This window comes from Dehalococcoidia bacterium (assembly GCA_035310145.1).
GTDB lineage: Bacteria > Chloroflexota > Dehalococcoidia > CAUJGQ01 > CAUJGQ01 > CALFMN01.
Genome location: DATGEL010000103.1, coordinates 18,945 through 44,222 on the forward strand (window position 1 = coordinate 18,945; position 25,278 = coordinate 44,222).

Sequence of the window (25,278 nt, forward strand, 5' to 3'; positions counted from 1 at the left end):
GCCGCTCCGCCAGAATGACGGCACGCCGCGGGGGTGCCCGACATCCGCTCCGTTCGGACGCTCGTGCTCGTGGGCCGCCGCCGGCGTGCGCGGGGCCGCAATGCAGATCGTCATTCGATCCACGGACAAGTTGCGCGGGCCGAAAGCCCTGGACTTGAACCCGGTGTTGAGCGCCCTCCTGGCCGCGGCGCGGGAGACCTCTACGGATCTGGCGCGCCTGCGTGTGGTGGGCGACTGGGTCCAGTACCGGCAGAACTTCCGTGAGCCCGTGGACGCGCGCCTGATCTGCCCCAGCGCCGCGGCCTCGGCCCGCGCCTACCGTGCTGGCTTAGAAGCCGACGCCGACAGCGAGGCCGCGACCGAGGGCGCCGGCGCCGGCCTGGAGATCGGCGTCGATCTGCGCCGGGCGGCAAGCGCGGACCTCGCGGACCTCTTCCGCCGGGCACTGAACGGCGGCGCCGGCGGGCAGCAGCGCGACGGCTGCCGCCTCTACCTCGAAGACTGGAAAGCGGAGAGCGCAGGCTGCATCTGGGCCTTCAACGCCCTCTACTGGCGGGCGCTCGGCCTCTGGGAGCAGGCGACCGGCAACGAGTACGAGCAGGCGTTGCCCAAGGGCGAAAGCGATGCCCGCAACGTCGCCGCCGCGCAGGAGCTGATCCTGGAGCTGTTCCGCGTGTGGGACGACCTTGCGGCACAGCAGGCCCTGCCCGAAGACCTCTACGTGCTGGAGCTGGGCGTGGGCAACGGCAACCAGGCGCGTGTCTGGCTGGACGAGTTCCTGCGCCTGGACCGCGAGCGCCACGGCGGCGCGTACTACCGGCGGTTGCACTACCTGATGGGCGACTACTCGCCCCACGTGCTCGAACGCGCCCGCGCCAACGTCAGCAGCCATGCCGAGCACGTCAGCAGCCTTGTACTGGACGCCCGTTCCCTGACCCAGACACTGCGTTTCCTCTCCGCCAAGGCATTCCTGATCTATATCTCCAACGTCTACGATAACCTGCCCACGGACGAGATCGTGCGGCTGGGCGGCCATCTCTTCCGCGTGGAGGTGCGCGCCTTCATCGCCGGCGCCACGGCGGAGCGGCTGGCTGCCGAGATCGGCGTGGCGCCCAGCGCGCTGCCCGACCTGGCCGGCCGCCTGCTGCACCTGGGGCCGGCGCTCTTGGCCGAGGCGGCGGCCGATCGCTTCCACGGCGACCCGCTCGCCGCGGTGGCGCTGTGGCGGGCGCTGTGGGAGGCGCTGCGGCTGGAGGAGCGCTATGTGCCGATCGAGGAGCTGGATACCTACGAAGTGGCCCCCGGCATCAGCGGCGAGATCCTCCGCCCGATCGTCGAGGCCAACGGCGACCTGCGCATGCACGTCAGCAACGGCGCCGCCGCCAGCTTCGCCGACTCGATGCCGCTGCTCCATCCCTTCGGCGTCCTGCAGTGCCACGATCTGTTCGTGACCGAGATCGACCAGTACCAGAGCGGCTTCCGCGGACCGGGCAAGTACGACGGTTCGGTCGTGAACTGGGTGAACGGGCCGCTGCTGGCGGCGATCGGCCGGCGGCGCGGCTTCGACGTGCAGATCCGCCGCTTCGCCCACCGCAGCGGCTCCAACGTGCTGACCCTGACCGCGCGCGTGCGCGAATAGCGAGAGGCGATCGAGAACCGTGGCAAGCGAAACGCCGGCGCAGACCAGAGCGGACGAGGCCGGCAACGGCGCGGCTCCCGCGCGCAACGGCGGCACGGCGCCCGCGGCGGCGTGGCTGCCGGCGCCGCTCGCCACCAGCGTGGTCGGGTCCTACTCGGTGCCGGAATGGCTGGAGCGGCTGAAGACCGACTATTACCAGCGGCGCATCAGCGGCGCCTATCTCGCCGAGATCCATGAGGTGGCGATCAAGGCGGCGCTCAAAGACCAGGAGCGTGCGGGCATCGACGTCGTTTCCGACGGCGAGCTGCGCCGCGACAACGACGTGGATTACTTCCTCGCGCGCCTGCCCGGCGTCGAGATCCCGCACCTGGCGAAGGACTTCTACTACGACTACTACGAGGCGCGCGTCACACGCCCGCTGCCCGAGCCGGACCCGGCCGCTCCGCCGCCGCTGGGGCTCGTCGACGACTTCCTCTTCACCCTGCAGTACACCGACCGGCCGATCAAGTTCTCGCTGACGGGGCCGTTCTCGCTCTCGCGGCGCCTGCGCAACGAGTGCTACGCCGACGAGGCCGAGCTGGTGCTGGCGATCGCCCGCACGCTGAACCGCGAAGCCCGCGCCCTGGCCGAGGCGGGCGTCGCCGTCTTACAGGTCGATGAGCCGTTCCTGGCGGGCTACCGCGACCGCGCCAAGCTGGCCGTGCAGGCGCTGAATATCGTCTTTGAAGGCGTCGATCCGCGCACGACGATGCGCGCCGTGCATGTTTGCTACGGCAACCGCTACGCCCGGCCGCTCTGGCAGGGCCAGTACGACTTCCTCTTCCCGGCGATCGTCGATGCGCAGGTGGACCAGGTTTTGCTGGAGTTCGCGCGCAAGGGCTACGACGATCTGGAGCTGTTCCGTCGCTATCCGAGCGCGACCTTCATGCTCGGCCTGGGCGTGATCGACGTGAAGAGCCAGGAGGTCGAGACGCCGGAGCTGATCGCGGCGCGCGTGCGGCGGGCGCTGACCGTGCTGCCGCCCGAGCGGCTGATGGTGAACCCAGACTGCGGCCTGCGTCACCTGCCCGCCGAGATTGCGCGGGCCAAGCTGCAGGCGCTGACCGCCGGCGCCGCGCTGGTGCGGAGCGAGCTGCGGGGCAACGGCTGAGCGCGCCCTGCGGCCCGCATCCTCTCCTGTCTCCTTCGCCCAATCCTGGGCGAAGGAGACGATCCTGCCGTAAGCGTTCCGAACAGCGTACGGTAAAGCCGACGCCGCATCGATTTGGCACCCCCGGATCGCCCTTCCCCCAGGATTGGGGGAAGGGAAGGGGATGAGGGCCGCCCGTCGCCGCCCCTCAGTCCACGCTGCAGCCGTCGAGGATCTTCAGCGCCACCCGCGCCTGCAAGCGGTCCTCCGCCTGCGCCAGGTCGAGGCCGGAGATCGCTTCGATGCGCTGCAGGCGGTAGCTCGCGGTGTTGACGTGGATTGTCAGGGCCCGTGCCGTCGCCTGCACGGCGCTGTTGTGCGCGAGGTAGGTCGCCAGCGTGCGCACCAGTTCGGTGTGGTGCTTGCGGTCGTAGGCCAGCAAGGGGCCGAGCACCTGCTCGACGTAGGCGTCCAGCTCGCCGGGATCGTTGACCTGGAAGAGCAGTCGGTAGAGGCCGAGGGCGCCGAACTCCACGACCTCGCCGCGGCGGCCGAAGCGGCGGCCGATCTCGATCGCGCGGCGCGCCTGGCGGTAGCTGCGGGAGACGTCCAGCGGCGCCTGGCAGACGCCGCCGACGCCGATCGTCAGCGGCCGGCCTGGCTCGATCGAGGCGGCGTGCACCAGCGCCCGCGCGAGGTCGCCCGCGCCGGAGGGACCGCTCTCGGGCAGCAGCAGCACCAGCCCCTCGTCGCGCTCGGCCACGATCGCGCCGGGCGCCCGCTCGCCGGCGAGGCGGGCCAGGCTTGCCAAGAGCCGCTTGCGCCGCGCCGCCGCCCAGACGGCTTCGCCCGCGTCGTGACGCGGCAGGGTTTCCGGCTCGTCCAGCGCCGCGAACACGGCGCGGTAGGGTCGCGACTCGTCGTAGCCGAGCCGGTGCGCTCGCTCGCGCGCCGCGTCCGCGCCTGCCACCTCGCCCAAAAGCAAGCTGTCCAACAACTCGTCGCGCAGTTGCGCGGAGACGGCGCTCTCCTGCTGGGCGCTGGCCAACGCCAGGGCGCAGACGCCGGCGGCGTGGCCGGCCAGCAGCAATGCCGCCTCATCGTTGCCTGCCTCGCCGTCGCCGGCCACGTCCAGGATCGCCAGGTAGCCCAGCGGCAGATCGTTGCCGAGAATCGGCGCCAGCACGCAGGCGAAGGGCAGGCCGGACTCCGGCGCCAGCGGCACCCGCAGCGGCCGGCGCTCCGCCGCGATGATGCGCAGGATGCGCTCGACCGAGGCGTCGCGCAGGTCGAAAAGGCATTCGCCCACCCCGGCCGGCCCCGCCCGCGACGCACCAGGGGGCGGCTGCTGCACCATCGTGCAGAGCAGCGGGTCGAGCAGCAGCACCGGCCGGTTCAGCAGCGCGGCCAGCTCGGCCGTGATGCTCTCCAGCCCCTCGCCGCCGAGCACGAGGCTGTCGAGCCGGTCGTGTATCCCCACGACCAGCCGCAGCAGGGCGTTTTCCACCTGCAGGGCGCGCAGCGTGGCCTGCAGGCGCGGCGAAACGTCCGATCGCAGCGCGGCACCGTCCGCCACCGGCCGGCCCTTGTGGCCGTTCCCTGCCTCGGCGCGGAGAGCGGCCGAACGTTCGCGTACCAGGTTGGTCACCACGTTCTCGCCCTTTCTCATGCGGCCCGGCTTGCGATACGGCGGTGCATAACGCCGTCGCGCCGGACGCCCGGCTCCCGACGGGGATCAGGCCGGTCCCGGTTGCACGCTCGCCGCCAGCGACGGCTGCGCGGCCCAGACATCGCGAGCCGTGCCGGCCACCAGTTGCAGCTTGCGGCGCTGATCTTCTTCACTGAGCAGGCCCCGTGCCGCGGCGCGGGCGAAGCCGCACTGCGTGCTGACGGCGAGCTGCGCCAGCGGCAGGTAGAGGGTGGCCTCGGCGATGCGGCTGCGCAGGGTCTCTTCGGTTTCCAGCCAGCTCTGGCGTGAGGAGACCAGGCCGAGCACGGCGGTCTTGCCCGGCGGCACGAAGCGCAGCGGCGAGAAGCTGCCGGAGCGTTCGCAGTCGTAGTCCAGCAGGAAGCGATCGACGTGCAGGCCGCCGAACACCTGCTCGGCCAGCCCTTCGTAGCCGGCGATACCGCCCCAGGCGCTGCGCGCGTTTCGCCGGCAGAGGTGCATCGCCAGCGTCACGCGATCGCGGGGCAGGGCGTCGTAGCAGGCATTCTCCGCGGCGATCGCTCGCTCAAGCGCCCCCTGCGGTTCCTGGCCCATCAGGCGCAGGCGACCGCGCCAGCCCTCTCCTACGAAGCCGGAGAAGCCCTCGTCGAGCTGGATGCAGGCGACGCCGTCCTCGACCAGCGCCAGCATCTCCGCACGGATGATCGGCACCAGGTCTTCGAGCAGGTCCTCGGGCGTGGGATAGGCGCGCTCCGACACGCCGGGGCGGTAGAGCGCGTTCATCGCCGCCACGGGACTTGGCAGCGTGACCTTGATCGGGCCGGCCGCGTGCTGCCTCAGATACGCCGCTTCCACGGCCGTGAGCCGGTAGAGCGGGTGCAGGGCGGCGCCCGCCACCTGCCGCGGCGAATCCCACGGATCGGCCGCGCCGTTCATCGCTGCGCCGCGCGGCGCCGGGGCGGGCACGAAGCCGTCGACCGCCTCGGTGAGCACGGAGTAGAGCGTCTCGCGGCGCAGCTCGCCGTCGGTGAAGACCTCCATGCCGGCCGCGCGTTGCAGCGCCAGCGCCGCGTCGACGGCATGGTCTTCGGCGGCGCGCAGCGCGGCGAGCGTGGCTTCGCCGGCACGGTAGGCGGCGCGTGCACGCAGCAATTCCGGCGAGGGGAGCAGGCTGCCGACCTGGTCGGCCCGAAACTGCTGGGCCATGACGCTTCCTTGAGCGGCCGCCAGCCCGGCGCGGACTGGAGACCCGGCGATGCCTGTGTCATACTCCAATCCGGAGGAAAACACAACATGCGGATATCGTCTTGCGAAGATACTTCCTCCGAAGCGGCCGAAGCGGCCGAAGCGGCTGATGCCGCCCGTGGCCGCAGCGGGATCGACGCTCCGCCGCGCAGCCGCTACCATCGGCCCATGCAGCGCGATCACGTCGACGCGATCATGGACGCCTGGCGGCGCGAGCGGCCGGACCTCGACTGGTCTCACCAGGAGGTGTACTTCCGCATGGCCCGCATTACCCACCTGGCGACGCGGGCGCTCGATCGCTGCAGCCGCGCCAACGGCCTGGACGAAAGCCAGTACGGCGTGCTGGCCGCGCTGCGCCGCGCCGGCGCGCCCTACCGGCTCACGCCCACCGAACTCTCGCGCACCACGTTCTGCACCTCGGGCGCGATGACGAAGCGCATCGACCGCCTGGAGCGCGCCGGCCTGGTCGTGCGCGCCCCCGACGAAAGCGACCGCCGCGGCATTCTGGTCGAACTCACCGCGCGCGGGCTGGAGGTCGTGGATGCGGCAACCGAGGCGGCCGCGGCCACGACCTACGCGCTGATGGACAAGCTCACCGACGCCGAGCGTGAGACGGTCTGCGCAATCCTGCGCCGGCTTGATCGGCGGCTCGAAGAGAAACCGCCGGCCAAGGCTTAGAACAGGGCGATCGGGTTGATCGGGCAGCCGGTGCCGCGCTCCAGCCGCAGCGGGGCCAGCGTGAGCAAGAACTCATAGCGGCGGCGCTCGGCGCAGGCGCGGGCGACGTCTTCGAGCTGGGCGTTGTCGATCAGGTGCACGCCCATCGCCACGATCGTGCAGACGTGCACCGGCAGCCCCGCGAGCCGGCCCCTGCCCTCCACGCGGCTGGGCATCACGTCGCTGATGCCGTCGCAGCCGAGCACGGCCACGCCCCGCCCGTGGATCCAGGGCATGCAGGTGACGTGCATCCCCGCCAGCGTCTCGCGTCCGTTCCAGGCGCCCACCTGCTGCTTGCGCAGGTGCCGCCCCGTGCGCACCAACAGGATGTCGCCCTCGCGCACCTTCACGCCGCCCTTGGCCTCGGCCGCCTCGAGATCCTGCGGATAGATCGCGTCGCCCGGCTCCAAAAAGTCCACGCCCTTCGCCGCGGCCACGTCCAGCAGCACGCCGCGCGAGACGATGCCGTTCTCGCCGCTGGTGATCGCGTTGGCCAGGGCGCCGCCGGAGGTCACCTGCTGCGCCGGCCGGCCGTTGTACATCTTGCCCTCGTGGAAGATGTGGCAGAGCGCGTCCAGGTGCGTGTGCGCCATGCCGTGCGTGGCGATGGCGAAGAAGTCGGCCGAGCCGGTGGCGTTCTCGATGTCGCCGCCGCGCACCATGTAGTGCAGCACGGGGCTCGCGTTCTCGTCCGAGGGCGTCGTGTTCAGCGGCAGGGCGCAGCTCACGGCCACGCCATCGCGCACCGTGGCCGCGGCGGCTTTGCGCACCGCCGGCGTGATGAAGTTGAGCGCGCCGATCTGGTCGTCCGCGCCCCAGCGGCCCCAGTTCTTCACCCGGTCGAAGATCGCCTGCACGTCCGCCGTGGTCGTGGTCTGCGTGGTCATCGGCTGCCTCCTGCTGCTCGCCATGCAAGGCGCAGCTTAGCGCGTTGCGGTGCGCCCGGCAGCGGCAACTTTCCGACAATCCCCCGCAGCCTACGCGCTGGCGTCGAAGCCCGCTCGGATCGGCTAAAGTGGTGCGGCGGGCGGCGCGCCGGACTCGCCGCGTTGCCAAACCCCGCCGTGGCTGAAGCCACGTCTCCCTTCCTGACACGGGAAGGGTGGGGTGCGAGGAGATCTGGTAGCCTTCGAACCAACCCTTTCCGTGCCGGGCCAGAGCGCAGCGCAACCGTGGGAGACCCGCAATGCGCAGCCGAGCCTGAGCGAGGCAGGGATAGGCAACGCCGACGCAGGAGGGTGCGAACATGGTGACGCAGGCAGAGCCGTTCGTCGGGCAGGTGCTGGCGCCGCGCGGCTTCCCGATCACCGAGGCGCTGGTCGCGGACTACCTGGCCGGGCTCGGCGTCGAGGAGCGAGCGGAGCTGCCGACGATGCTGGCCAACGGCGCCGACATCGGCGGGCGGCTGCTCTTCTCGCAGCAGCGCGGCCACCTCTGGCTGCGGCAGGAGTGGGAGTTTCACGAGCCGCTTGCGCGCGGCGCGACCTACCGCGCCGAGGGACGCGTGCTGGAGATCTACCCGCGGCGCGAGCGCACGATCCTGCTGACCGAGACCGTGCTGCGCGGCGCCGACGGCGATCGCGTCCTCTCCGTGCAGCGCCATCACCAGAGCTTTTTGCTCTCGCAACCCGGCCTCTCGGCGCCGGAGGAGGTGCGCCTGCGCGATCCCAAAGAGAAGGAGGGCGCCCGCACATTTACGAAACCCGCGGGCCGTGACCTCGGCGCGATCGAGACCAGGGTGACGCTTGCCATGTGCGGCCGCTTCTTCCACGGCTCGGCCAACTACCACTCCGACGCCGAGAAGTCGCGTGAGCTGGGCTTCCGCGATGTCGTGGTCGGCGGGCGCATGACCATGGGCTACGCCGGCGAGCTGCTGGACCGGGCGCTGGGCGATCGCTGGGCGCGCGGCGGCCGCCTGCTGGTGAAGTTCACCAACGTGCTCTGGCCCAACGAACCGATCCGCGTGCGCGCCGTGGCCACCGGCCCGCTCGCCGACGCGCCGGAGCGCGAGGGCGTCTTCGCCTGGGTCGAGAAGACCGATGGCACAATGGTGATCGTCGCCGAGGGCAGCCTGCCGCGCTGAGCGTTGGCCGTGGAGCGGTCTTCAGCTACGCCCGGTACGCCTCCGGCGCGGGCCGGACAGCGCGCAGCAGCCAGCTTGGGCGGCGGCTGCCGTCCGGCCCGGGCGCGGGACGCGTCTGCGCCAGCCACTCGCGGTAGACGCGCATCGAGGCCTCCGTGTCGGCCAGCGCGTCGCCGTAGCGGTCCTCCGGCAGCGCCCGCGCCACCGTCACCTTCTGGTGCCAGCAGTGCATGCCGGAGATCGGGTCCGGGTGCACGCCGAAGGTGAAGTTCTGGTGCACGCCGCCCTTGCGCCACCAGATGCGGCGCGAATCCGGATCGTCGCTCTCAAAGGGGGCAATCGGCTCGCGCTGGCGCAGCAGCCATGTGCTGTCGGCAGGCCGGGTGATGTCCGACAGCACGGTGGACCAGCGCTCGCCCGCCGTCTCCGTCAGCCGCCAGCGGCCGAGATGATGCGAGCAGGCGACCACGCCGGGCCGCATCGCCTCCGTGATCCAGGTGTTGACGACGAAGTAGCCGATCTCCGTCGTCACCCGCGCCAGGCCGCCGGCCTCGATGCCCAGCCGCGCCGCGTCTTCGGGGTGCAGCCAGAGCGGGTTGGTGTTGGCGATCTCGTACAGCCACTTGGCGTTGCCGCCGCGCGTATGCACCAGCGTCGGCAGGCGGAAGGTCGGGACGAGCACGAACTCGCCCTTCGCCGGGTCCAGCCGCTCCCAGTGCACGTGGCTCTTGATGTAGTTCGGCACGGCCTCTTCCGGCCAGCGCCAGGCGGCCAGCGTGGGCGAGTAGAACTCCAGCCGGCGCGAGGGCGTGGGGAAGCCCGCCCGTGCCACGCCGTCGATCAGCACGCCGATCGCCGCGCCCGCGGCCGAACGCACGACCTCCGTCTCCGGCTCGACGCTGCTGCCGGCGAGCTGCTGCTCGCCCAGCGGCGTCTCGTGCATGCCGTAGATGCCGCGCCGCACCTCGAAGGCGCCGAAGCGGCGCATGTACTCCAAAGGCGCCAGGCCGCGCTCGGCCGCCGCTTCCGGCAGGCCGGGCACCGAGTTCTCGAAGATCCAGCGGTAGTAGTCGTCCGGCGTCAGCTTCTCGCCGGCGCGGTAGGGCGACTCGAAGTACTTGCGGATGCCGAGCGCCCCGTCCGGGTCGATGCGCCAGGAGAGCTCGGTCCAGAACTCGTCTTCCTCCCAGACCTCGCCGGGGTTCGCTTCATAGGTGTGCGCGACCTGCCGGCCCAGCCGCTCCATCGCCACGCGCCGCACCGGCTGGCGGAAGGCGATCCACTGCGAGGCGTGCGTCTCCTGCGACTGCAAATCATGCCGCTCGGCGCCCACGCCCATCGGCAACACGTAGTCGGCGAACCAGGCCGTCTCGCTCCAGATCGGCGTCAGCGCCGCGTGCAGCCCGATCAGCGATTCATCCTGCAAAACATCGAGCCACATGGCGCCGTCGGGGTTGGTCCAGACCGGGTTGTAGACGCGGGTGAAGTAGACGTCGAGCGTGCCGCGCCCTTCTTTGAGGAAGTGCGGCAGCAAGAAGCTCAGCTCGTGGTGCGAAAGCGGGTACTCCTTGGGCCAGAGCAGCTCGTTCCAGAGGTTTTGCGGCGGCGGCTTCAAGAACGGCTGCGGCACGAACTTGTCCCACGTGTTGGGCGCCGTGCCGCCGGGCGTGCCGATGCTGCCGGTGAGCACGTTGAGCAGCTCCAGGCAGCGCGCCACCTGCCAGCCGCCCAAATTGCCCGAAGCGGCGCCGCGCCAGACGTGCGAGGAGAAGGCGCTGCCGGCCCGGCCGATCTCGCGCGCGATCTGCACGATCGGCTGCGGCCGCACCCGCGCCTCCTGCGCCGCGAACTCCGGCGTGTACGCGTCGTACAGCGCCGCAAGCTCGGTCAAGAAGTTCTCGAAGCTCGGCGTCAGCGCCGGCCGCTCGGCCGCGAGCCACTCGCGCCAGTTGACCCAGCGGCGCATGAACTCGCGGTCGATCAGGTTCTCCTTCAGCAGGATGCGGGCGATGGCGAGCAGCACCGCCGCCTCGCTGCCGGGCCACGTGGGCAGCCACCAGTCCGCGACGCTGGCCGTGTTGGAGAGGCGCGGGTCGAAGACGGCGATCTTGGCGCCGTTCTGCTTGCCCTCGATGATGCGCTGCGCGTGCGGGTTGAAGTAGTGCCCCGTCTCCAGGTGCGAGGAGAGCAGCAGCATGAAGCGGGCATTGGCGTGATCCGGCGAGGGCCGGTCGGCGCCCTGCCAGAGGTCGTAGCCCAGCCGGGCGGCGGCGGAACAGACGTTGGTGTGCGAGTTGTGCCCATCGATGCCCCAGGCCTGCAGGACGCGGTCCATGTAGCCGTCGTGGCCCGGCCGCCCGACGTGGTACATCACCTTGCCGCGCCGGCCGCTTAAGAATGAGTCGCGGATGCGCCCGCCGATCTCGTCGAGCACCTGCTCCCAGCTCACGCGCTGCCATTTGCCCGAGCCGCGCGGCCCGGCGCGCTTCAATGGATAGAGAATGCGCTCCGGGTCGTTGACCTGGTTGATCGTCGCCGGGCCCTTCGCGCAGTTGCGCCCGCGCGAGGCGGGGTGCTCCGGATTGCCTTCGAAACGCTTGATCGCCAGCGTCTCGCGGTCCACGTAGGCGAGCAGGCCGCAGGCCGCCTCGCAGTTAAAGCAGATCGTGGGCACCAGCGTGTAATGGCGCTCGACGCGGCGCGGCCAGGCGTTGGCGTCCAGCTCGGTCCAGTCGTCCCACTGCTCGCGCGGCGGGTAGGAGACGAGCTGACCGCCGTTCCAGTCCGCCGCTGTGCTGGGTCGCCCCGAGGGAGATGGCGTCTCGCCGGCGGTCTGCGTGCCAGGCTGAGCGCCGAAATCTGGGGAAATCTCTCGTTTCATGCGGAAACTGTAGCACACGCGGGCTGGCAACCCGCCCCGCGCTACCCCAGCACGCCCACCGTCTCGCGGCCGCCGGCGCCGGAGACGGCCTCGCCGCCGACGCCGAGGTAGGTGCGCTGCACCTCGGGATTGCCGCGCAGCTCGTCCGAGCTGCCGGAGAGGATGGCGCGGCCGTTCTCCATCACGTAGGCGTAGTCGGCGATCGAGAGCGCGGCGCGGGCGTTCTGTTCCACCAGCAGCACGGTGGTGCCGGCGTCGCGGCGGATCTCGCTGACCCGGGTCAGGATCTCCGCCGCCAAAAGCGGGCTGAGGCCCAGGCTCGGCTCGTCCAGCAGCAGCAGGCGCGGCGCCACCATCAGCGCGCGGCCGATGGCGAGCATCTGCTGCTCGCCTCCGGAAAGGTAGCCCGCCCGCCCGCGCTGCCGCTCTTTGAGCCGCGGGAAGAGGCGATAGACCGCTTGCTTGCGTTGCTCCAGCGTGCCGCCGTCGCGCACGGTGTGGCCGCCTGCCACCAGGTTTTCGTCCACGGTGAGGTGCGGGAAGACGCGCCGGCCCTCCATCACCTGGAAGATGCCGAGCCGCACGATCGCGGAGGCGTCCTTGCGGTCGATGCGCTGGCCGGCGAACTCGACCGTCCCCTCGGTGACCTCGCCCTTCTCCGAGCGCAGCAGCCCGGAGATCGCCTTGAGCGTGGTGCTCTTGCCCGCGCCATTGGCGCCGAGCAGCGCGACGATCGCGCCCTCCGGCACGCTGAGCGAAAGCCCGCGCAGCGCCAGGATCGACCGATCGTAATAGACCTGCACGTTATCCAGCCGCAACAGCGGCGCCGCATCCGCCAAGACTCTCCTCCAAGCCGGGTCCCCATCCCCCGGTTCATCTCTCGTGCCCCCAATTCTAGGGGAAGGGGAGATCTATGATCGGGGGATTTGGGCTGAAGGCGCGGCTGTGCGGGCCACTTGTAGGGGCGCACGGCGTGGCCCGGCGCGGCCGCGGGCGCGACCGACGCCGCCCCGCTAACCCAACTCATCTCCGGAACTATTCCCCCGGATCGCCCCTCTCCCTCTCTCCAGCATTGGGAGAGGGAGAGGGGGACGGGGTGAGGGTGAGGGCCCGCCCCGCCGTCTACGCCGCTGGGCCCTCGAACCAGTCCTTTATCAGCGTGATCTTGCCGCTCTTCACCTGGTACAGCTTCACCTTGTTGGTGCCGCCGTGGTCCGTGGCCGACATGGTCATGCCGCTGGAGAGGCCATGCGCCTTGAAGTCCTTGAACGACTCCAGCCCCTTCTTCATCGTTTCGCCGGTGATCTTGTCGCCGGCGTTCTTCGCCGCCTCGAAGATCATGTCGGCCTGCATCACGCCGCGCAGGTAATAGACGATCTGGTCCTCCTTCGGCTCCGGCTTGTTGGTCGACTTCCAGTAGGCGCGCAGGAGCTGCAACGCTTCGGGGCTCTCCTCCGGCATCGCCGTAAACTGCAGCCCCATGTAGCCCTCGGCCGCGTCGCCGGCCGCCTGGATGTCGCTTTCGCCGAAGGCCCAGACCATGCCGATCAGCGGCACCTTCGGCCCCAGCCCCACCTGCTTCCAGGCCTTCATGCCCAGCGCGGGCAGGGCGCCGAAGAGATGGCCGATCACGTAATCCGGGTTTTTGCTCTGCGCCTGCTGGAACTGCTGCGTCAGGTCCACCGCCGTCGCCGGCGCCGGAATGCGGTCCACTACATCGACTTTGAGCTGCGGGCCGAACTTGTCCAGCGCGTCGAACGGGTCTTTACCGGCCGCGTTGTCGTAATAGATGTAGGCCATCTTGGGGTTGCCGCTCTTGCCCTGGCCCTTCCATTCGTCGGCGATGTACTGCAAAAGCGCCCGCATCTGCGCCTGGTACGACGCCGCGCCCACGAACAGGTACGGGTACTTGGAGCCGTCCGACGAGTCGGAGAGCCCGTAACCCGGCGTCATCATCGGGATCTTGTCGTCGGCCGACTTGCCCTTGAGCGCGTCGGTGATCGGCGTGCCGTAGCTGAGAATGGCGACGACCTTGTCCTGGTTGACGTACTGCGTGTAGCCCTGCTGCGCGATGTTCGCGTCGTACTTGTGGTCGAACTCGATGAAGTTGAGCTTGTAGCCGTTGGCCCCGCCCTGGGCGTTCATGTACTCGGCCCAGTCGTTCACGCCGGGACCCAGCACCGTGCCCACGTTTGCGGTGGGACCGGAGCGGTCGATGAACGAGCCGATATTGAGCGTGCCCTTGAACGACGGCGGCTTGCCGCCCGCCGCGCCCGCGGCCGGCGCGCTGCCCGAGGCGTTGGTGGCCGCCGCGGCCGCGCTGGAGGCCGCCGGCTTGGCGCCGGTCGAGCTGGCGGCGTTGTTGCCGGCCGGCTTGTTGGTGCCGCTGTTGTTATTGCTGCTGCTGCAGCCGGCCATCACCAGGCCGCCCATCACCGCCACGCCGAAGCTGCCGCGCATGAAGCCGCGCCGCGACAGCCTGCGGCTTACCCAGTAGTCTTTCCGTTCCTCATCCACGGTCGCCTTCCTCCTCTTGCCTTCGGCAGCCAGCCGCCCGTGCGAGCCGCCGCCGTGCGATCCGCGAGATCGGGTACCGCTTGCAGGGTGTGTCGCTCGTTCGCCCGCTCACCTCCTCTATCGCTAACGAGCTAGTTCGGCAGCGCCTCGTCGCTCAGGCCGCGAACGGCCAGTGCGCAAAGAAGCGGCGAATGCGCAGCCAGATCGCGTTGAGCCCGTCCGGCTCGAAAATCAGGAAACCTATGATGATCAGGCCGAACAACACGTCCTGGATCTGCGAGTAATGGTCGGCGAGCCAGCGGTAGCTGCCCCTGAACGACGTGATCCAGTTGCGCAGCTCGATCGGCAGCAGCACGAGGAAGGCGGCGCCGTAGATCGCGCCGGGCACGCTGCCCAGCCCGCCGATGATGTTCATCGCCAGCCAGTTGATCGAGAGGTTGATGTCGAACTGCGAAGGCGTGATCTGGGCGCGGCTGAACAGCAGCGCCTGCATGCCGCCGGCGATGCCCGCGATGAAGGCGCTGAGCGTGAAGGCCAGCAGCTTGTAGGAGAAGGCGTTGACGCCCACGATCTCGGCCGCGATCTCGCGATCGCGGATGGCAACGAAGGCACGGCCGATGCGCGATCGCATCAGGTTCTCCGTCGCCAGCACCGTGACCACGGCGATCACCGCGAACAGGTAGAAGAGGTCGGTGTCCGTCTTGAACTTGTGGTTGATGATGCCGGGGATGTGCAGCCAGGCGGCGTGCACGTCCACCGACGAGGTCTTCTGCTTCGTCAGCCACTCCATGTGCTCGAAGAACCAGGAGAGGATCTCCTGCGAGGCCAGCGTGGCCACGGCAAGATAGAGCCCCTTCACCCGCAGCGAGGGGATGCCGACCACGAGCCCCAGCGCCGCCGCCATCGCCGCGCCGATCGGCAGACCCACCAGCATCGGCACGTGCCAGCGGTTGTTCAGCACCGCCATGGTGAAGGCGCCGACGCCGGCAAAGGCGCCGTGCCCGATCGAGATCTGCCCTGTATAGCCGAGCAAGATATTCAGCCCGGTGACGCCGACCACGGCGATCAGCACCTGGTTGACGTTGTTGATCCAGACCGTGTTGAGCAGGCGCGGCACCAGCACGAACATCGCCACGACGAAGCCCCAGAAGGCGATGCGCTGCAGGTTCGTGCGCTGAATCGCCGCGTCGGCCGCGTACGACTTCTTGAACTGGCCCGTGCGGGTGACAATCATGGCGTCTCGCTACACGCGCTCGATCTCGGGCGAGCCGAACAGCCCGTGGGGGCGGATCATCAGCACAAACACCATCACGACGTACGGCGCGACGTCCTTGAAGCCGCCGCCGACATGCGGGTCGACATACGTACCCGCGAGGTTTTCGATCACGCCGATGGCGATGCCGGCCACGATCGCGCCGGTGATGCTGTCCAGCCCGCCGAGGATGACGACCGGGAAGACCTTGAGGGTGATTGTCGCCAGGCTGATATCCACGCCCTGGCGGTTGCCCAGGATCGTGCCGCCGATCGCGGCCACCACCAGGGCGATCGCCCAGGACCAGGCGAAGACGCGCGGTACGCTGATGCCCATCGACATCGCCGCCTGCTGGTCGTCGGCCACGGCCTGCATGGCCAGCCCGGTGCGCGTGAACTTGAAGAAAAGACCGAACAGCACCACGAACAACACCGCAAAGCCGAACGACCAGAGGCTGATGCGGGCAACCGGCACGCCGAGGAAGTCGACCGGGCGGACGTCGTTCAGAAACGAGCTGGGGAACGCCAGCGTGGTTGAGCCCCACAGCATCGGCGCCAGACCGCGCAGCACGGAGGCGAGGCCGATCGTCGCCATCACGATCGAGATCAGCGGCTTGCCGATCAGCGGCCGCAGCAGGCCGCGTTCGATCACCAGCCCGATCAGACCGGCAAAGACGAGCGTGAGCAGGAAGGCAACCGGCAGCACGATGCTGTAGGTCGTGACCAGCGCCACGGCGATGAAGCCGCCGAACATCACCACCTCGCCCTGCGCGAAGTTCAGCACCTGGCTCGACTTGTAGATCAGCACGAAACCGAGGGCGATCAACCCGTAAAGCGAGCCGATCATCACGCCGCTGATGATGTCCTGCCAGAACGCCGTCATCGCCGCCGGCTCCTCCTCACCTGCTGTCGCTCGCCCGCCGTGCCGTTACGAGTCTGCTGAAACGAGCCGCGCTTCGTCCTTACGCCGCCGGCGCGCCGGGTCGTCGTGCGAAAGCTCCGCGAGGGCTGCCGCCCTGCGCTCGCGCGCCAGCGGCGCCCGCACGGTGCGCAGCCGCGTCAACTCGCCCGCGCCGGCGTCCAGTGGCGGATCGAGGACCTCGAAGGCGCCGATCCGCGGCCCCTCCAGCACGGACGCGTTCGCCTCTGCCACCGCCTGCGCCAGCAGCTCGTGCACGGCCGGCGAGCGCACGTACTCCGCGTGGCCAGCCAGGCCCGCCCGCCGCGCGTCGGACCAGGCGGCGACCGCCGCGTCCTCCAGCTCGATCAGGGCGCTGAGGCCGCGGCCATCGCCGGCCGCGAGCAGGGCATGGCGCACGAACGTGTTGCTCGCCAGTGCCTGCTCCAGCGGCGCCGTCGAGACCTGCTCGCCTGTCGGCAAGTCCAGCCGTGAGGCCAGCCGCCCGCCCAGTGTGAGCGCCGCACCGTCGAGGCGGCCGGCGTCGCCCGTCGCCAGCTCGCCCTCGGGCAGCGCCAGTACGATCTCGCCGCCGCGCGCCGCCGCGTGTATGCCGTCGAGCAGCCGCAGCGCGCCCGCAGCGCCGGCAATCGCCACGGCGCCGCCGGCTTCGGTCAGCAGATAGAGGTCGCGCAGCGGCATGCCCAGGGCGCGGAAGAAGCCGGACGTGCGCGCGTCGAGCGGGCCGCCGGCGCAGAGCGCAAGCCGGGTGTGCAGCAGACCCGCCTGGTCGCGCAGGGGCCGCGCCACCAGGCCACGCGCCAGGGTCGAGCCGTTGCCCCCCAGGGCGCGGCGCACGAGGCTGGCGCGCAGGCCGCGCGTGCCGGCGCGCCCTCGCAGCGCCAGCGCCAGGATCTGCCAGAGGCGCGGCGGCGCGAGCAGCAGTGTGGGACCGCACTCCTGCAGGTCGGCCAGCGCGGTCGACTGGTCCTCCGGGAAGCCGAGCACGCCGCCGGCGAGCGGGTGCAGCGCCGTCGCCAGGGTACGGTCGCCGATCCAGCCCGCGGGCAGGAAGGAGTAGAGAATGTCGCGCTCGCCCGCGCGCGTGGCCGTGCTCAGCCGCTCCGCGGCGCCCAGCAGCGCCGCGTGGCTGAGCGTGACGGGGCGCGGCGAGGCGCTGCTTCCCGTCGTCAGCAAGATCAGCGCCGGCTCGCCGCCGTTGGCTGGCGCCGAGATCCCGCTCTCCGCGCTCTCCGCGGCGGACCCGCCGAGCGCGGCGACATCCGGCAGCCCCGCCGCCGCTCCGCGCAGCAACCACGCCGCCGCGGGCGGCGTCCCGCCGAGGCGCCGTGCCGCGCCGGCTTGCGCCGCCGTGTCGGCAACGATCGCGTCGGGGCGACGGGCGGCGCAGAGCGCGGCGAAGTCCGCCTCGCTCGCCTCGGCGTCGAGGCAGAGCGCGACGCTGCCGGCGGCGATCACGGCCAGCTCGGCCTGCAGCCGCTCCACACTGTTCGCGCCCTGCACGAGGACAGCCTTCGCCGGCGCCAGCCCGGCGCGCCGCAGGCCCGCGGCCAGGCGTTGCACCTGGGCCGCGTACTGCGCCCAGCTGCGCTCGTGCCAGATGCCGCGCCGCTTCCAGCGCAACGCCACGGCGTTCGGCCGCGACCGGGCCTGCGCAAACAGCGCCTCGGGCAGGCTGCCGTTCATCCTCAAGCCTCGGTCGTGGGGGCGACGGGAACCGCCTCGGCCTGTGTGAGGAAGTCGACCCCGGACTCCGCGGCGCTCACACCCGCCGCCGCCTCGACTTCCTGTACCCGCGCCACGTCTTCACCCAGATACGCCTCGATCACGCGGGGATGCACGCGCACTTCCGCGGGCGAACCGTCCATGATCTTGCGGCCGAAATCCAGCACCGTAATCCGCTCCGAGAGGCCCATCACCACGCCCATGTCGTGCTCGATCAGCACCGTGGTGACGCCGCGCTCACGGTTCGTTTCGCGGATGAAGCGCACCATCTCCTCTTTCTCGCCCGCGTTCATGCCTGCCATCGGTTCGTCCAGCAGGAGCAGCCGCGGCCGGGCGGCGAGGGCGCGGGCGAGGTCCACCCGCTTCTGCAAGCCGTAGGCCAGCTCGCCCACGGGGCGGCGGCGCACCTGCTGCAGCTCGAGGAACTCCAGCACGCTCTCCACCTCGGCGCGGTGCTCGGCCTCGCGGGCGCGGATGGGGCCGAAGTAGAGACAGGAGGCCAGTGGCTCGACGGCGGCGCCGGCCACGTCCAGCAGGCGGCGGCCGAGGCCGTTCACGCGCGGCAGCGGGCGCAGGCCCATGCGGCTGTGCTGGCCGATCAGCACGTTGTCCAGCACCGTCATCGCCTTGAACAGGGCGATGTTCTGAAAGGTGCGGGCGATGCCCGTGCGCACGAGGTTGTGCCGGGCGACGTGGGCCAAATCGTGACCTTCGAAGCGCATCGCGCCGCTGGAAGGCTGATAAACGCGGCTGATGCAGTTGAGCAGGCTGGTTTTGCCGGCGCCGTTGGGGCCGATGATCGCGTGGATCGAGCCCTGCGCCACCTCGAGGCTGACGCCGTCCAGGGCGCGCACGGCGCCGAACGCGAGCGTAAGGTCGCGGATCGAGAGCTGCGCGTCCACAGGCTACCCCTGCCGCGCTCGCCGGCTCTCGCTCCGCACGACCGAAGGTTGCGGGCGGCAACCGGCGGCTGCCTTCCGGGATGCCGGATGGTTGCCGTTTCCTGCCGGTGGGGTCAGGCTGCGGCGCCGCAGTGTGCGGGCAGTATAGCGAACCGATCGTCCGCCGTCACCGTTGGTGCGTCTTATGGTGGGCCGGCCGATCGGCGGCGCACGCGGATCGCGCCGGCCCGCCGCATGGTGCAGCAGTGCGGTGCCTGCCTCACGCTTTGTGCCGGCATTGGGGAGCGGGTCTTCCGTCTGCCCGCCTCGACGGTTCTGCCGCTCAGCGGCGGCCGAGCGTCGCCTGGTCGGGCAGGGCGCGGGCCAGCGCGGCGATCGTCTCCACCTCATAGGCACGCAGCAGCGCCGCGCGCTCCTGCGGCGGCAGCGTGACGGCCCGGGCGGCCGGGCGTACCCGCGCAAGATACTCGCCGAAGGTGGGAATACGCAGCCGGGCCGGCAGCAGGTCGCGCACGCGCAGCGCCGGCCGCGCGGGCGGCTGCCAGGCCTGCAAGGGGCAGTAGAACAGCAGTTGCTCGCCGTCCCAGAGGTGTTCGCCGTTCTGGCTGCCCTCGTCCTCGAAGATGGCGCGGGCGATGGCCGCCTTTTGCTCCGCGGGAATGAGTACGGTTTCCACGGTTTCCATGCGCTCAGCCTACCACCGCACGCGGCTGCTTCAGCCCTTCGCGGCGATGCACTCGATCTCGATCAGCGTCTCCGGACGCAACAACGTCTCGCAAACAATGCCTGTGGCGGCGGGCAGTGGCGCCTCGAAGAACTCGCGCCGCACCACCGCCGTGGCACGGTAGCCCGGCAGCGCGGCCGGAGTGACATATTCGACCGTCTTCACGATCGCGTCCATGCCCAGCCCGCCGGCCGCGAGCACCCGGCGCACGTTGCCGTAGACGCAGCGCGCCTGCGCCGCCACGTCGCCGCTGTGCAGCAGCTCGCCCGTCTCCGGGTCGCTGCTGAGCTGGCCGGAGCAGAAGACGAGGCCGCCCGCGACCACGGCCGGCGCGTAGGTCAGCCGCTCGTAACGCCGCCAGCCGGGGTTCAGCACCCGCTTCTCGCCGCGGCAGGCGGTGAACTCCACCTGCAAGAGGGCGCCGGGCACGGCCAGCTCCCGCATCAGCACGCCGGTGGCGGCCACCGCGCAACTACCTGGCGGACCGAGGTGTGCGGCGCGCACGCGCCACGTCTCGCAGTACTCCGGCAGCGCCGAGACGTGGATGTATTCGTGCGTGCGCACCACGTCGGCCATGCCGAAGTCCGCTTCGCGCAAAACGGCTTCGGCGTTGCGGTAGATCTGCTCCGCCTGCGCCAGCAAGCCGCCCTCGACCACGCGCCCGGCGGCGTCCAGCGGCAACACCGCGGAACAGTACAGCAGATCGCCGCTCTGCACCGCCGCCGCGGCGGGCACGCCGGCGAAGCCAGCATCCACGCCGAAGCGTTGCAGCGGGCCGCGCGCCGCCATGACTTCGCTTTCGATCAGCGCCTGCGGCCGCAGCAGGCTGTTGACCACCATCGTCGAGACGGCGGGCGGGTTTCCGTCGAACAGCCGCCGGCGCTCAGCAGCGAGCGAGGCGTAGGCATCGCGGCCGGCGGGCGTGACGTAGTCCACGATGCGCACGACGTTGCCGAAGTCCATGCCGGCGGCGGCCAGGATCGCTCCCTGCTTGGCGTGCGCCACGGCTGCCTGCTCCGCCAGCGCGCCGTTCACGACCATGCCGCCGCTGCCGCCGTCGAAGCGTGAGGCCGTGTGCCCGGCGAGCCAGGCGCGCTCGCCGGCCGCCACGCCGAGGCTGAAGGCGTACGGCCGGTGGTCGTAAAAGGGAAAGTCGGCCGGTTCGAGCGCGTTCTTCGGCATGGGCGGGCCCTCATCCCCTTCCCTTCCCCCAATTCTAGGGGAAGGGCGATCCGGCGTCGGGCGGTTCCGGAGCGGCGTCGGGTTAGTCGGGCGTGTGGCCTCACCCCCGGGCCGTCGGCCCTCACCTCATTTCACATAGCTCACATATCTCACATATCACATATCCCTCGCCCAATCCTGGGCGAGGGATATGTGAGCTGCACCTTCTGCCCCACTGCTCGGCTCAGCGATCTCCCCTGCCCCTGGTATTGGGGGCACGAGAGATGAACCGGGGGATGGGGGCCGCTTCGGGATCAGCACGCGGCGGCGGAAGCTGAGCACCGGCTCGCCGCGCTGGTTCACGGCGCGCGTCTCGACGTAGATCACGCCACGGTCGGGCTTGCTCTCGCTCTCGCGCACCTCCAGCACCTCGGTTTCGGCGTAAATCGTGTCGCCGTGCCAGGCGGGGCCGAGGTGCTTCACGCTCTCGTACTCCAGGTTGGCGATCGCCTTGCCCGAGATGTCGGCCACGCTCATGCCCACGGCCAGCGAGAAGACGAGCGTGCCCACCACCAGCCGCTGGCCGTGCTGCGTGCCCTCGGCGTAGGCCGCGTCCGAGTGCAGCGGATGCTGGTTCAGCGTGAGCTGGGCGAACAGCGTGTCGTCGAACTCGGTGATCGTGCGCCCCGGCCAGTGCTTGTACAGATCGCCCGCCCGGAACTCCTCCAGGTACCGGCCAAACCGTTCCCGCCCGTCAAACACCCGGCCCATAGAAATCTCAAACCTCCAGCGCTTCCCCCTCTCCATGAATATGGAGAGGGGGCCAGGGGATGGGGCCACGCCGTCCTACACCCGGTACCGCTCCAGCAGTTGCCGCGCGATCACGATGCGCTGGATCTCGTTGGTGCCCTCGCCGATCAGCAAGAGCGGCGCGTCGCGGTAGTAGCGTTCGACGGGCAGATCCTGCATGTAGGCCACGCCGCCGTGGATGCGCATCGCCTCGAGCGCGCAAAACTGCGCCGTCTCCGTGGCGAACAGCTTGGCCATGCCGGCCTCGAGGTCGCAGCGCTCGCCCGCGTCCTTCTTCTCCGCCGCCTGCCGTACGAGCAGGCGCGACGCCTCCAGCCGCGTCGCCATCTCCGCCAGCTTGAGCTGGATCGCCTGGTGCTGCGCGATCGGCTTGCCCATCGTCTCGCGCTGCTGCGCGTAGCGTATCGCCGCCTCGAAGGCGGCGCGGGCCACGCCCAGCCCGCGCGCCGCTACGTTTATTCGCCCAACCTCCAGCCCGCTCATGATCTGCTTGAAGCCGTGGCCCTCGCCACCGCCCAGCAGGTTTTCCGCCGGCACGCGGAAGTCCTGAAACAGCAGCTCCACCGTGTCCACACCGCGGTAGCCGAGCTTCTGGAACTTCTGGCCGACGCTGAAGCCCGGCTCACCCTTCTCTACGATGAAGAGGCTGGTGCCACGATGCGGCGGGCTGGCCGCCGGATCGGTCTTCACCAGCAGCGCGAACGTGTTGCCGTGCAGGCCGTTGGTGATGTACGACTTCTGGCCGTTGACCACGTAGTCGTCGCCGTCGCGCACGGCCGTGGTCTTGATCGCCTGCAGGTCGGAGCCGGCGTGCGCCTCGGTCAGGCCGATGCCGCCGCGCCGCTCGCCCGTGGCCATGCGCGGCAGCCAGCGGCGGCGCTGCGCCTCCGTGCCGTGCGTCAGCACGTTGAAGGCCATGATCAGGTGACTGTTGAGGATGCCCGTGAGGCTCATCCAGCCGCGGGCGATCTCCTCGATCAGCGCGGCGTATTGCGTGAAGCCGAGGCCGGCGCCGCCGTACTGCGTGGGAATGATCGCGCCGAAAAGGCCCATCTCCTGCATCTGCGCGACGAGGGCGAAAGGATACTCGTCGGCCAGCTCCAGCTCGCGAGCGACGGGCAGCACCTCGCGCTCCACCCAGCGCCGGATCTGGACGACGAACTGGTCTGAAGCCACGTCGGTCATGCGCAAGACACTCCGCACAGTGGTGTGCTGGGCTTCACCCTACGCCGCGCCCACGGTCGCGCCAAGCGCAGCCAGCAGATGCCGCACGGAGGGCGCCGCGTCCAGTTCCGTGACCAGGCGCACGATCGCATTCAATCGTTCGGGCGGGAGCGCCATGCCGGCCAGAGCGCGGAACTTCGCCTCAAGCTCGGCGGGCGTGAGCGGATTCTCCGGGTCGCCCTTGGGGAACTCGACGCGGGCGTGGAACTCGCGGCCGTCGCGGGTTTGCAGACGGGCCGTGGCCGGCCAGCGCGCCGGGTACTCGGCGTCCAGCGAGGCGTCGCGCACGCAGTGCACGCGCGGCAGCAGCGCCTGCACGGCGGGATCGCGCAGCAGCTCCTCCCTGTGCTCCGCCACGCCCGCGCGACCGAAGCGCAGCGCCACCGCGGCGCCGTACGGTAGCGAAAACTGCGCATCGACCACGGTGTGCGGGTCGAGCTTGCGCTCGCGCGGCGCCGCGATTACGTTCCAGGCCACGCTGAGCACGCCCAGCTCCACGGCTTCGACGTCTTCGGCCTGTACGCCGCCCTCGCGCATGCACTGCAAGAGCGCGTCGAGCGGCGCCTGGTTGTAACGGCAGCAGGCGTGCGCCTTGCTGCTGGTGCGGAGCAACTCCGGATGCGACCAGTCGTCGAGCAGCGGCTCCGGCCGCGCGGCGCCGGAGAAGGCGTGGAAGAGGCCGTGCGCGTCCTCGAACACCGCCCGCGGGCCGCTGAAGCCGGCCAGCGCCAGCCGTGCCGCGATCGTGCCGCCGTGCGCCGCCCAGCCCGGGTGCAGCCGCTTCAAGAGCGAGCCGTCGCCGAGATACGCCTGCAGCCCGCCCGCCTGCGAGCCGGCGATGCCGAAGGCCGAGGCGATCTGACCCGGATCGGCGCCGAGTATTAGCCCGACGGCCGCCGCGGCGCCGAACGGGCCGCAGACCGCGGTCGGGTGAAAGCCGCGGGCGTACACTTCGGCCGGACCGAGCGCCATGCCCACGCGCGTCATCACCTCGTAGCCGGCGACGATCGCGGCCAGCAGATCGCGCCCGGTGGCGTCGGTTGCCTCCGCGGCGGCCAATGCGGCGGGAATCACGACCGCGCCCGGATGCGTGGACGATGGCTGGTGCGTGTCGTCCATCTCCAGTGCGTGGGAAGCGGCGCCGTTGAGCAGCGCGGCGTATTCGGGCAGCGCCAGGGCGCGCCCCCCTATGACCGTCGCCTCGCCTGGCGGCACATGCGCCAGCCCCGCCCGCAGACGCCGCGAAGACTCGGCCGCCGAGCCGCCCAGCGCGTTGCCGAGCAAGTCGAGCAGATACGCTGTCGCCTGGCCGCACAGCTCCGCGGCGAGCGCGCGGCGGCCCTCGTAGAACGCGTACGTACGCACGGCAAGCTGTTCGGCCAAGGTGGCGGTTGCCGGCATGAGGCACCTCAACGGCGGCGCGGCGATGTGCCGTCACCGCTGCCATCCTACCGCGCGGCTACTCCGCCTGCTTCGGCAGACGGTATCAAGGCCATCGGGGTTCCCATAGCGGGGCAGCAGATTGTCTTCGATCGCCGGCTTCGAAACCATATCTTAGCCGCCGGAACCTGCGTGCTATGCTTCTGGCCATGAGCGAGCCGATCGACGAGCGCCGGCTGGACGCCTGGCGCACCTTCCTCAAGACCCACGCGGCCGTGGTCGAGTGCATCGCCCGCGATCTGAGCGCGGCGGGCGTGGTGCCGCTCGAGTGGTACGACGTGCTGTCGGCGCTGTCCGGCGCGCCGGGAAGGCGGCTGCGCATGCGCGAGCTGGCCGAGGCGATGCTGCTCAACCGCAGCAACGCCACGCGCCTCGCCGATCGGCTGGAGGCCGCGGGGCTGCTGCGGCGCGAACCGACGCCCGGCGACCGCCGCGGCACCTTCGCCGTGATCACCGACGCCGGCCTGGCGGAGCTGCGCCGCGCCTGGCCTGTTTACGCGCAGGCGATCGACGCCCGCTTCGCCCGCTTCGTCTCGCGCAAGGAGGCGGCGCAGCTCGGCGAGCTGCTCGGCCGCGTGTATGCCGCCACCCCGGCTGCCGCGCCCGTGCCCGGTTCGCAGGCGCGCGCCGCCCGCGGCGTTTCCGTGTGAGGCCGTCCGGGTGTTCGGGGACCGCGTCGCCGTGCGCCGTTCTGTCACCGGGAAAACCCGACGGCTGCCTGCGCCCATCATCATTGTCAAGCGGCTTACGTGCGATAAGATAAGGACATGGACGAGCATGTCCCGGTCAGTGCCTTCTGCCCCTATTTCCACCACGCCGTAGAGTTGATCGGCCGGCGCTGGACGGGCGCGGTGTTGCGCGCCATGCTCGGCGGCGTCGTGCGCTTCAGCGATCTGACCCATGCGATCCCCGGCCTCAGCGACCGCATGCTCTCGGAGCGGCTCAAAGAGCTGGAAGCAGAGGGCATCGTCGAGCGTTCCGTAATCCCCGAAACGCCGGTGCGCATCGAATACCGGCTCACGGCCAAGGGCCGCGCTCTCGGCACGGTGGTCGCGGCCATGGGCGACTGGGCGCATGACTGGCTCTCGCCCGAGGTCGTCGCCCGGCGCTAGCATCTACCGGCCGCGACCACCCTCCCACGCGTTCGTTCCCCTGTAGTTGCCTGCCTGCACGGCGCGCATGCCTACTTCGGCGCGCCGCGGAGTAGCCCGCTGGCCAAAAGTCCTATCCGGGACAGTTCAT

The 25,278-nt window shown here is 70.5% G+C and carries 21 protein-coding genes; 6 read left to right on the forward strand and 15 right to left on the reverse strand.

Annotated features, from left to right (window positions below):
* Positions 1-100 precede the first annotated feature (100 nt).
* Positions 101-1,639 (forward strand): class I SAM-dependent methyltransferase, encoded by a 1,539-nt coding sequence (locus VKV26_19180; protein HLZ72033.1) that lies wholly within the window; start codon positions 101-103, stop codon positions 1,637-1,639.
* A gap of 19 nt (positions 1,640-1,658) precedes the next feature.
* On the forward strand, positions 1,659-2,789 hold the full coding sequence (locus tag VKV26_19185; GenBank protein HLZ72034.1) for a hypothetical protein: 1,131 nt from the start codon (positions 1,659-1,661) through the stop codon (positions 2,787-2,789).
* A gap of 187 nt (positions 2,790-2,976) precedes the next feature.
* Here VKV26_19185 and VKV26_19190 read toward each other — a convergent pair whose 3' ends face one another.
* A complete protein-coding gene (locus VKV26_19190) occupies positions 2,977-4,437 on the reverse strand; it encodes a helix-turn-helix domain-containing protein (protein ID HLZ72035.1) in 1,461 nt (486 codons plus the stop codon).
* Between the two features lie 66 nt (positions 4,438-4,503).
* Positions 4,504-5,643, reverse strand: coding sequence for a methionine synthase (locus VKV26_19195; GenBank protein HLZ72036.1), 1,140 nt, complete (start codon positions 5,641-5,643; stop codon positions 4,504-4,506).
* 207 nt (positions 5,644-5,850) lie between these two features.
* Here VKV26_19195 and VKV26_19200 point away from each other — a divergent pair, with 207 nt between their 5' ends.
* Positions 5,851-6,360 (forward strand): MarR family transcriptional regulator, encoded by a 510-nt coding sequence (locus VKV26_19200; protein ID HLZ72037.1) that lies wholly within the window; start codon positions 5,851-5,853, stop codon positions 6,358-6,360.
* On the opposite strand, the gene VKV26_19205 is transcribed toward VKV26_19200, so the two are convergent.
* On the reverse strand, positions 6,357-7,286 hold the full coding sequence (locus tag VKV26_19205) for a cyclase family protein (GenBank protein HLZ72038.1): 930 nt from the start codon (positions 7,284-7,286) through the stop codon (positions 6,357-6,359). The genes VKV26_19200 and VKV26_19205 overlap by 4 nt on opposite strands.
* 359 nt (positions 7,287-7,645) lie before the next feature.
* On the opposite strand from VKV26_19205, the gene VKV26_19210 reads away from it, so the two are divergent.
* Positions 7,646-8,482, forward strand: coding sequence for a hypothetical protein (locus tag VKV26_19210; GenBank protein ID HLZ72039.1), 837 nt, complete (start codon positions 7,646-7,648; stop codon positions 8,480-8,482).
* Between the two features lie 25 nt (positions 8,483-8,507).
* On the opposite strand, the gene VKV26_19215 is transcribed toward VKV26_19210, so the two are convergent.
* The 12 genes from VKV26_19215 to VKV26_19270 all read right to left on the reverse strand — a co-directional run bounded on the left by VKV26_19215 (position 8,508) and on the right by VKV26_19270 (position 23,997).
* On the reverse strand, positions 8,508-11,363 hold the full coding sequence (locus tag VKV26_19215; GenBank protein ID HLZ72040.1) for a molybdopterin dinucleotide binding domain-containing protein: 2,856 nt from the start codon (positions 11,361-11,363) through the stop codon (positions 8,508-8,510).
* 41 nt (positions 11,364-11,404) lie between these two features.
* Positions 11,405-12,184 carry an ABC transporter ATP-binding protein gene (locus tag VKV26_19220; GenBank protein ID HLZ72041.1) on the reverse strand — a complete coding sequence of 260 codons (780 nt, stop codon included), beginning with the start codon at positions 12,182-12,184 and terminating at the stop codon, positions 11,405-11,407.
* Positions 12,185-12,485: 301 nt separating this feature from the next.
* Positions 12,486-13,880, reverse strand: a complete 1,395-nt coding sequence (locus tag VKV26_19225) for an ABC transporter substrate-binding protein (protein HLZ72042.1) — start codon at positions 13,878-13,880, stop codon at positions 12,486-12,488.
* A 154-nt stretch (positions 13,881-14,034) separates the two neighbouring features.
* Positions 14,035-15,114 carry a branched-chain amino acid ABC transporter permease gene (locus VKV26_19230; GenBank protein ID HLZ72043.1) on the reverse strand — a complete coding sequence of 360 codons (1,080 nt, stop codon included), beginning with the start codon at positions 15,112-15,114 and terminating at the stop codon, positions 14,035-14,037.
* A 9-nt stretch (positions 15,115-15,123) separates the two neighbouring features.
* Positions 15,124-16,014, reverse strand: coding sequence for a branched-chain amino acid ABC transporter permease (locus tag VKV26_19235; protein HLZ72044.1), 891 nt, complete (start codon positions 16,012-16,014; stop codon positions 15,124-15,126).
* A 45-nt stretch (positions 16,015-16,059) separates the two neighbouring features.
* Positions 16,060-17,736, reverse strand: a complete 1,677-nt coding sequence (locus tag VKV26_19240; protein ID HLZ72045.1) for an AMP-binding protein — start codon at positions 17,734-17,736, stop codon at positions 16,060-16,062.
* Between the two features lie 2 nt (positions 17,737-17,738).
* The gene (locus tag VKV26_19245; protein ID HLZ72046.1) at positions 17,739-18,677 is read right to left on the reverse strand and encodes an ABC transporter ATP-binding protein; all 939 of its coding nucleotides are present in this window, start codon (positions 18,675-18,677) and stop codon (positions 17,739-17,741) included.
* 322 nt (positions 18,678-18,999) lie between these two features.
* Positions 19,000-19,362 (reverse strand): hypothetical protein, encoded by a 363-nt coding sequence (locus VKV26_19250; protein ID HLZ72047.1) that lies wholly within the window; start codon positions 19,360-19,362, stop codon positions 19,000-19,002.
* 30 nt (positions 19,363-19,392) lie between these two features.
* Positions 19,393-20,583: a RidA family protein gene (locus tag VKV26_19255; GenBank protein ID HLZ72048.1), complete on the reverse strand. Its 1,191-nt coding sequence runs from the start codon at positions 20,581-20,583 to the stop codon at positions 19,393-19,395.
* 156 nt (positions 20,584-20,739) lie between these two features.
* Positions 20,740-21,333, reverse strand: coding sequence for a MaoC family dehydratase (locus VKV26_19260; protein ID HLZ72049.1), 594 nt, complete (start codon positions 21,331-21,333; stop codon positions 20,740-20,742).
* A gap of 75 nt (positions 21,334-21,408) precedes the next feature.
* Entirely contained in the window at positions 21,409-22,557 is a 1,149-nt protein-coding gene (locus tag VKV26_19265; protein ID HLZ72050.1) for an acyl-CoA dehydrogenase family protein, read from the reverse strand.
* A gap of 39 nt (positions 22,558-22,596) precedes the next feature.
* Positions 22,597-23,997: an MmgE/PrpD family protein gene (locus VKV26_19270; protein HLZ72051.1), complete on the reverse strand. Its 1,401-nt coding sequence runs from the start codon at positions 23,995-23,997 to the stop codon at positions 22,597-22,599.
* 188 nt (positions 23,998-24,185) lie between these two features.
* Between VKV26_19270 and VKV26_19275 the strand changes: the two genes are divergently transcribed.
* Entirely contained in the window at positions 24,186-24,686 is a 501-nt protein-coding gene (locus tag VKV26_19275) for a MarR family transcriptional regulator (GenBank protein HLZ72052.1), read from the forward strand.
* Positions 24,687-24,803: 117 nt separating this feature from the next.
* A complete protein-coding gene (locus VKV26_19280; protein HLZ72053.1) occupies positions 24,804-25,148 on the forward strand; it encodes a winged helix-turn-helix transcriptional regulator in 345 nt (114 codons plus the stop codon).
* Positions 25,149-25,278 lie beyond the last annotated feature (130 nt).